Source organism: Propylenella binzhouense (assembly GCF_009866965.1).
Taxonomy (GTDB): Bacteria; Pseudomonadota; Alphaproteobacteria; order Rhizobiales; family Afifellaceae; genus Propylenella; species Propylenella binzhouense.
In genome coordinates, this window is record NZ_SPKJ01000053.1 from 21,939 (window position 1) to 28,535 (window position 6,597).

General features: G+C 71.6%; 6 protein-coding genes. 5 read left to right on the plus strand and 1 reads right to left on the minus strand.

What is annotated here, in order from left to right; genetic code table 11:
• Nucleotides 1-95 precede the first annotated feature (95 nt).
• The 4 genes from E4O86_RS14535 (at nucleotide 96) to E4O86_RS14550 (ending at nucleotide 5,240) form a co-directional block, all read left to right on the plus strand.
• On the plus strand, nucleotides 96-1,139 hold the full coding sequence (locus tag E4O86_RS14535) for a GlxA family transcriptional regulator (RefSeq protein WP_161141275.1): 1,044 nt from the start codon (nucleotides 96-98) through the stop codon (nucleotides 1,137-1,139).
• Between the two features lie 239 nt (nucleotides 1,140-1,378).
• Complete coding sequence (locus E4O86_RS23955; RefSeq protein ID WP_343039168.1) at nucleotides 1,379-2,368, plus strand: cytochrome c oxidase subunit II; 990 nt, start codon at nucleotides 1,379-1,381, stop codon at nucleotides 2,366-2,368.
• A complete protein-coding gene (locus E4O86_RS14545) occupies nucleotides 2,365-4,881 on the plus strand; it encodes a cbb3-type cytochrome c oxidase subunit I (protein WP_161141276.1) in 2,517 nt (838 codons plus the stop codon). Before E4O86_RS23955 ends, E4O86_RS14545 begins: the two co-directional genes overlap by 4 nt.
• The gene (locus E4O86_RS14550; protein WP_161141277.1) at nucleotides 4,878-5,240 is read left to right on the plus strand and encodes a hypothetical protein; all 363 of its coding nucleotides are present in this window, start codon (nucleotides 4,878-4,880) and stop codon (nucleotides 5,238-5,240) included. The genes E4O86_RS14545 and E4O86_RS14550 overlap by 4 nt, the downstream gene beginning before the upstream one ends.
• 19 nt (nucleotides 5,241-5,259) lie before the next feature.
• Here the strand turns inward: E4O86_RS14550 and E4O86_RS14555 are convergent, their stop codons facing one another.
• Complete coding sequence (locus tag E4O86_RS14555; protein ID WP_161141278.1) at nucleotides 5,260-5,553, minus strand: hypothetical protein; 294 nt, start codon at nucleotides 5,551-5,553, stop codon at nucleotides 5,260-5,262.
• Nucleotides 5,554-5,752: 199 nt separating this feature from the next.
• On the opposite strand from E4O86_RS14555, the gene E4O86_RS14560 reads away from it, so the two are divergent.
• A partial coding sequence (locus E4O86_RS14560) for a c-type cytochrome (RefSeq protein WP_161141279.1) occupies nucleotides 5,753-6,597 on the plus strand: 845 nt, incomplete at its 3' end.

Consider the following 6,597-nt stretch of genomic DNA (forward strand, 5'->3'; position numbering starts at 1 on the left):
GTGCCAATCGCATCGGAACCGTGGCTTGCGGCGGCGATCGGGCGTGGTGCCGCCGGTCTGCCGGTTCTATGCTGAGCCGACGCAAGAGAGCCGCCATGCCCCCTGGGACCGCAGCCGGATCGGACCCGCTCCACGTCAGCCTCCTCGCCATTCCGGAGGCCGCCGTGTCGACGCTCACCGGCGTGTTCGACGTGATGAACGCCTTCTCCATCGTGCCGCCGGACGCCGGCGTGCCGCGGACGCCGCCCTTCGCGGTGGAGATCGTCGGGCTCTCGGCCGGGCCGCTGGAGCTCGCGAGCGGGGTCCCGATCACGGTGCAGCGGAGCGTGGCCGCGATCGAGGCGACGGACATCGTCATCGTGCCTTCCGTGGTGATCGGGCCGGAGGGATGGCGTAAGGGGCGCTATCCGGAGCTCGTCGCGTGGCTGGAGGCGATGCACCGGCGCGGCGCGCTCCTCTGTTCGGCCTGTTCGGGCGTCTTCCTGCTGGCGGAGACCGGCCTCTTCGACGGCATGCCCGCGACCGTACATTTCGGCTATGCCCGCCTGTTCCAGGCGGCCTTCCCGGATGTCCCCGTCTTCCCGGAGCGGGTCCTCGTCATCGCCGGCCGGCGCGAGGAGCTGATCACCTCGGGCGCCTCCATGACCTGGCACGATCTGGTCCTCTATTTGATCGCGCGCCATGCCGGGGCAACGGCGGCGCAGACGGTGGCGCGCTATTTCGCGCTCCAATGGCACCAGGACGGGCTCGCCCCCTATATCGTCTTCGAGGGCCGCAGGGATCACGGCGACAGCGCGGTCGCCGCGGCGCAGGACTGGATCGCCGGCCACTTCGCCGTCGCGAACCCCCTCGTGGAGATGGCGCGGCGCGCCGGCCTGCCCGAGCGCACGTTCAAGCGCAGGTTCGCGAGCGCGACCGGCCTCAGCCCGATCGCCTACGTGCAGCGCCTCAGGGTGGAGGAGGCCAAGCGCCGGCTGGAGCGGACGGAGGCCCCGATCGACGAGATCAGCTGGCAGGTCGGGTACGAGGAGCCGGCCTTTTTCCGCCGCCTCTTCAGGCGCTTGACCGGCCTGCCGCCGGGCGCCTATCGCCGCCGCTTCCGCATGCCCGATTTCGCGCGGGCGGCGTCGGGCGCCTGATGCCGGGCTCCCGGCCGGCCCGGATTGTCCGCCCGGCTGCTTGCCGGCGGGGCCTCGCCCTCTAGACTCCCTCAGCACGCCGCCCCGGAAGCCCGCCGGGGCCGACGGGCGAGGGAGATGCCATTGGACGCGAGTGAAGCCCGGGCTCGCCGGATCCGCGGATCGTGCGGCGGGGTGCCCTCGGGAACCGCTTTGTCCGGACGTCCGGGCGCGGGGCGGGCGCGGGCGCACGCCGGGTCGTGAAGCCGCGGCGTCTCCTCGCCCTCGGCGCCCTCGGCGGGACGCTCCAGGGCTGCGCGGGGGTCCAGTCGGCCCTCGACACCGCCGGGCCGCATGCGGATCGGGTCGCCGCGCTCGGATGGGCGATGTTCGCCGCCGCGGCCGCCATCTTCCTGCTCGTTCTGGCGCTCGCCCTCTTCGCCGTCTTCGCCAGGCCGGAGCGCCGGCGCTGGCTCGGCGGCCGCGTGGTCGTCATCGCCGGCGGCGTCGCCTTCCCGGTCATCGCGCTCTCCGCCCTCCTCGTCTTCGGCCTCTCGACGCTCCGCGCGCTCGATCCGCCGCCCGCCCCGGGCGGGATCCGGATCGAGGTGACGGGCCGGCAATGGTGGTGGGAGGTCCGCTACCTCGACGCGGAGGGAGGCACCATCGCGATCTCGGCGAACGAGGTGCGGATGCCGGTCGGCGTCCCCGTCGAATTCGTCCTGAAATCGGCCGACGTGATCCACAGCTTCTGGGTCCCGAGCCTCGCCGGCAAGCTCGACATGATCCCGGGCCGCGTGAACAGCTACCGCTTCGCCGCCGGCCGGCCCGGTATCTACCGCGGCCAGTGCGCCGAATATTGCGGCGCGGAGCACGCGCTGATGGCCTTCTTCGCCGTCGCGATGGAGCCGGCGGCGTTCCGCGACTGGATGGCGCGCGAGCGCGGGCCGGCCGCCGCTCCCGGCGATGCCGCCGCCCGGCGCGGCGCCGAGGTCTTCCTCAATGCCGGCTGCGCCGCCTGCCACACGATCCGGGGCACCGAGGCGAAGGGCGCGATCGGCCCCGACCTCACCCATGTCGGCGGCCGCGTCTCGCTCGCGGCGGGCACGCTTCCCAACAATATCGGTTCGATGGAGGGCTGGATCGCCTCGTCGCAGCACATCAAGCCCGGCAATTTCATGCCGTCCTTCGACGTCCTTTCGAGCGAGGACCTCGTCGCCGTCGCGGCCTACCTGGAATCGCTCCGATGAGGCTGCCGAACGCGACGCCGCGGCCGCCGGGGGAGCTCGCCGAGCTCGAGCGCATCTGGGATCGCCCGCGCGGCTGGCGCATAATCTCCGCCGTCAACAACAACATCATCGGCATCTTCTACGTCGGCACCGCGCTGCTCTTCTTCGTCCTCGCCGGCATTCTCGCGCTGGTGATGCGCACCCAGCTCGCGGTGCCGAACGGCGGCTTCGTCGGCCACGACCTCTACAACCAGCTCTTCACCATGCACGGCACGGTGATGATGTTCCTCTTCGCCGTCCCGGTGGTGGAGGCGCTCGGCGTCTATCTCCTGCCCAATCTCCAGGCCGCGCGCGACCTGCCCTTCCCGCGTCTCAGCGCCTACGCCTTCTGGGCCTATTTCGTCGGCGGGCTGGTCTTCTTCACCTCGATCTTCTTCGATGTCGCGCCGCGGGCGGGGTGGTTCATGTACCCGCCGCTCTCGAGCACCGAATACGAGCCGGGCATCAGCGCGGATTTCTGGCTCCTCGGCATCGGCTTCATCGAGATCTCGGCGATCGCCGGGGCGGTCGAGATCGTCGTCGGCGTCCTCAAGACCCGCGCGCCGGGGCAGGGGCTCGACAAGCTGCCCGTCTATTCCTGGGCCATGCTGGTCTTCGCCGCCATGATCATCTTCGCCTTTCCGGCGGTGATCCTCTGCACGCTCCTGCTCGAGCTCGAGCGGGCGTTCGACTGGCCGTTCTTCATCGCGGAGCGGGGCGGCGATCCGCTGCTGTGGCAGCACCTCTTCTGGTTCTTCGGCCATCCCGAGGTCTACATCATCTTCCTGCCGGCCGCGGGCATGGTCTCGATGATCGTGCCGAGCATGGCGCAGAGCCCGCTGGTGGGCTACCGGCTCGTCGTCCTCGCCATCCTCGGCACGGGCTTCCTGAGCTTCGGGCTCTGGGTCCACCACATGTTCACGACCGGACTGCCGGAGCTGTCGCTCAGCTTCTTCTCGGCCGCGAGCATGGCGGTCTCGATCCCGAGCGGGATCCAGGTCTTCGCATGGATCGCCACGATCGCGCGCGGCAAGATGCGCCTCCACACGCCGGCGCTCTTCATCCTGGGCTTCCTGTTCATCTTCACGCTCGGCGGGCTCACCGGGGTGATGGTGGCGATGATGCCGTTCGACTGGCAGGTGCACGACACCTATTTCGTCGTCGCCCATTTCCACTACGTGCTGATCGGCGGCATGGTGTTCCCGCTCTTCGCCGCCTTCTACTACTGGGCGCCGACGGCGAGCGTGCGGATGTCGGAGACGATCGGGCGCTGGGTCTTCGCGCTCATCTTCGTCGGCGTGAACGTGACCTTCTTCACGATGCACATCACCGGCCTGCGCGGCATGCCGCGCCGCGTCTGGACCTATCCGGACGATCTCGGCTGGAACACGCTCAATGCGGTCTCCACCGGCGGCGCCTTCGTCATCGCCGCGGGCGTCGCCCTCTTCCTGTTCGACCTCGCGCGCCGGTTCCGGCCCTTCCGGACCGAGCAGCCGGGCAATGTCTGGAACGCCGGCACGCTCGAATGGCTTCCGAGCGGCAACTACCAGACCCGCAGCGTCCCGATCGTCACGAGCCGCGAGCCGCTCTGGGACCAGCCGAACCTCGCCGAGGACGTGAAGGAGGGGCGCTACTACCTCCCGGGGGCGCCGACGGGCGGCCGGGAGACGATCGTCACGAGCCCGATCCGGGCCGAGCCGCAATATCTCCTCCGCATCCCCGGCCCGGCCTGGTCGCCGGTGCTCGCCGCGATCTTCACGGCGGGCTTCTTCCTGCTCCTCACGGTGAAGCTCGTCCCGCTCTCGGTGCTGAGCGGGGTGCTGGCCGTCGCCTTCGTCCTGGTCTGGGTCTGGGACACCGATCCCGATCCGGACCATCCGCCGGTCGCGATCGGCGGCGGCATCGTGCTCCCGGTCTATGCGACGGGGCCGGTCAGCCACGCCTGGTGGGCGATGGTCGTGCTCATGCTGGTCGGCGGCTCGCTCTTCGCCTGCACCGTCTTCTCCTATCTCTTCCTCTGGCTCGGCAATGCGGAGGCCTGGCCGCCGCCCGGGGCGGGCCTGCCCCATCCCGCCTGGCCGGCCGGCGCCGTTCTCCTCTATCTCGCGGGCGCGGGCGCCGTGCTGCTCGCCGGGTCCTTCCTCGCGCGCGGCGGCGGCGCCGGAAACTGGCCGTTCCGGATCCTGCTCGTCCTCGCCGTCCCGCTCCTCGTCGCGGCCTTCGGGGCCGATCTCCTCGGCCTCTGGCGGGCCGGCGTCCGGCCGTCCGAAACGAGCTACGGCGCGATAGTCTTCGGCTTCGCGGTGATCCAGGGGCTCTATGTCGCCGCGCTCGTCGTCATGGCGCCCTATACGGTCGCGCGCTCCTTCGCGGGCCTGCTCGATGCGCGCCGCCGCGTCACCTTCGACAATACGCGCATGCTGTGGCTCTATGCGGTGGCGCAGGGGCTCATCGCGCTCGCGCTCGTCCACCTCTTCCCGAGGCTGGTCGGATGAGCCGGGCCGAGATGCCGGCCGGCCGCGCGCTCGTCTTCATGGCGGGCGGGCTCATCGTCTGGGCCTGCCAGTTCGGCCTCGTCTACGCCATCAACACCCATGCCTGCAGCTTCGGCTGGGGCTCGGCGAGGATCGGCGGCGCCGGCCTCGTCCAGCTGCTCGTCGGAGTGGTGACGGCGGTCGCGCTGGCGGCGCTCCTCGTCCTTTTCCTCGCAAGCCTCTCCCGCGGCGAGGGGGAGGCGCGGCGCGACCCGGCGATCCGCTTCGTCCGCGGGATGGCCGCCGCCGTCGCCATGTTCGGCGCGCTCGCGGTCGCGTGGACGGCCGTTCCCGCCCTCGTCAGCATGCCCTGCGCCTGAAGGAAGGAGCCGATGGACCTTACCCGCTCTCGCTTCCGATCGGTCCGGCGCCCACGATCTCGATCCGGCCCTCGTGCAGGCCGCGGAGCGCGACATCGGTCTCCCGCCCGTCGGCAAGCCTCAGCGTGGCCGGGCCGCGCAGGACATCCTCCGTTCCCGGCGGCTGCGGGCCCTCGAACGCGAAATGCCCGCGCGTGCCGCGCAGGCCCGCCGCCGGATCGTGCTCGGCTTCCAGGCGGTACGAGCCCGGATGCATGCCGCCGTCCCGGGTCATCAGCGTTCCCTTGCCCTCGTAGACCTCGCGTTTCGCCACCCTTCGCCTCCTTCTTGGTCTCCGCCTCCGGCCGCGGCCGGGCCGAGCGGGCCGGACCGTCCTGCGCCCTCGGACCGACAAGGCATAGCGGAGATATGGGCTCCCCGTCTCGTCCGGCGGCGGCGCTGCGGTGCCGGCGGCGCGGCGGCCCCGCTTTGCCCGAAGCCTTCCTTGGGCGGGAAGCGCCGGGGGGCCGGCCATGAGGCGCGTCGTCCTCATCGTCGCGGCCGTTCTCGCCCTCCAGGGCGTCGGTGCCGTCCTCTTCGCCTATTCCGGCCTCTACAACGTCGCCGCCTCCGCCGGCCACTGGCCGATCACGCGCTGGTTCCTGCACATGGCGATGGAGAGCTCGGTCAGGACCTATTCCTATCTCGCCCCGGAGCCGCCTCCGCTCGACGATCCGGCGCTCGTCGCGCGCGGCCTCGGCCATTATGCCGGCGGCTGCGAGCCCTGCCACGGCGCGCCGGGCGACAAGCCGACCGCGATCTCGCGGGGCATGGTGCCGGTCCCGCCCTTCCTGCCGTCCGAGGTCGCCAAGTGGAGCCCCGAGGAGCTCTTCCGCCTGGTCAAGCACGGCCTGAAATTTACCGGCATGCCGGCCTGGCTCACGCAGCGGCGCGACGACGAGATCTGGGCGATGGTCGCCTTCCTGGAGGCGATGCCCGGCATGCCGCTCGCCGAATACCGCGCGCGGGCCGAGGGCGAGGCGGTGCTGCCGGGCGGCAGTGCCGAGGAGACGGCCTATCGCGTCGCCGCGCTCGGCGATGTCGGGACGCCGCTCGTCGCCTGCGCGCGCTGCCACGGCTTCCGCGGCCAGGGCGGCGGCGCCGGGGCCTTTCCGCGGCTCGCCGGCCAGAAGGCCGATTATCTCCTGCAGGCGCTCCGCGACTATGCGACCGGCGCGCGCCCGAGCGGCATCATGCGGGCCGTCGCCGCCGAGCTCACGGATGCCGAGCGGGCGAAGCTCGCCGCCTTCTACGCCGCGCAGAAGGTGCCGCCGGCGCCCGCCGGCCCGGCGCCGGCGCCGGAGCTCCTCGCCCGCGG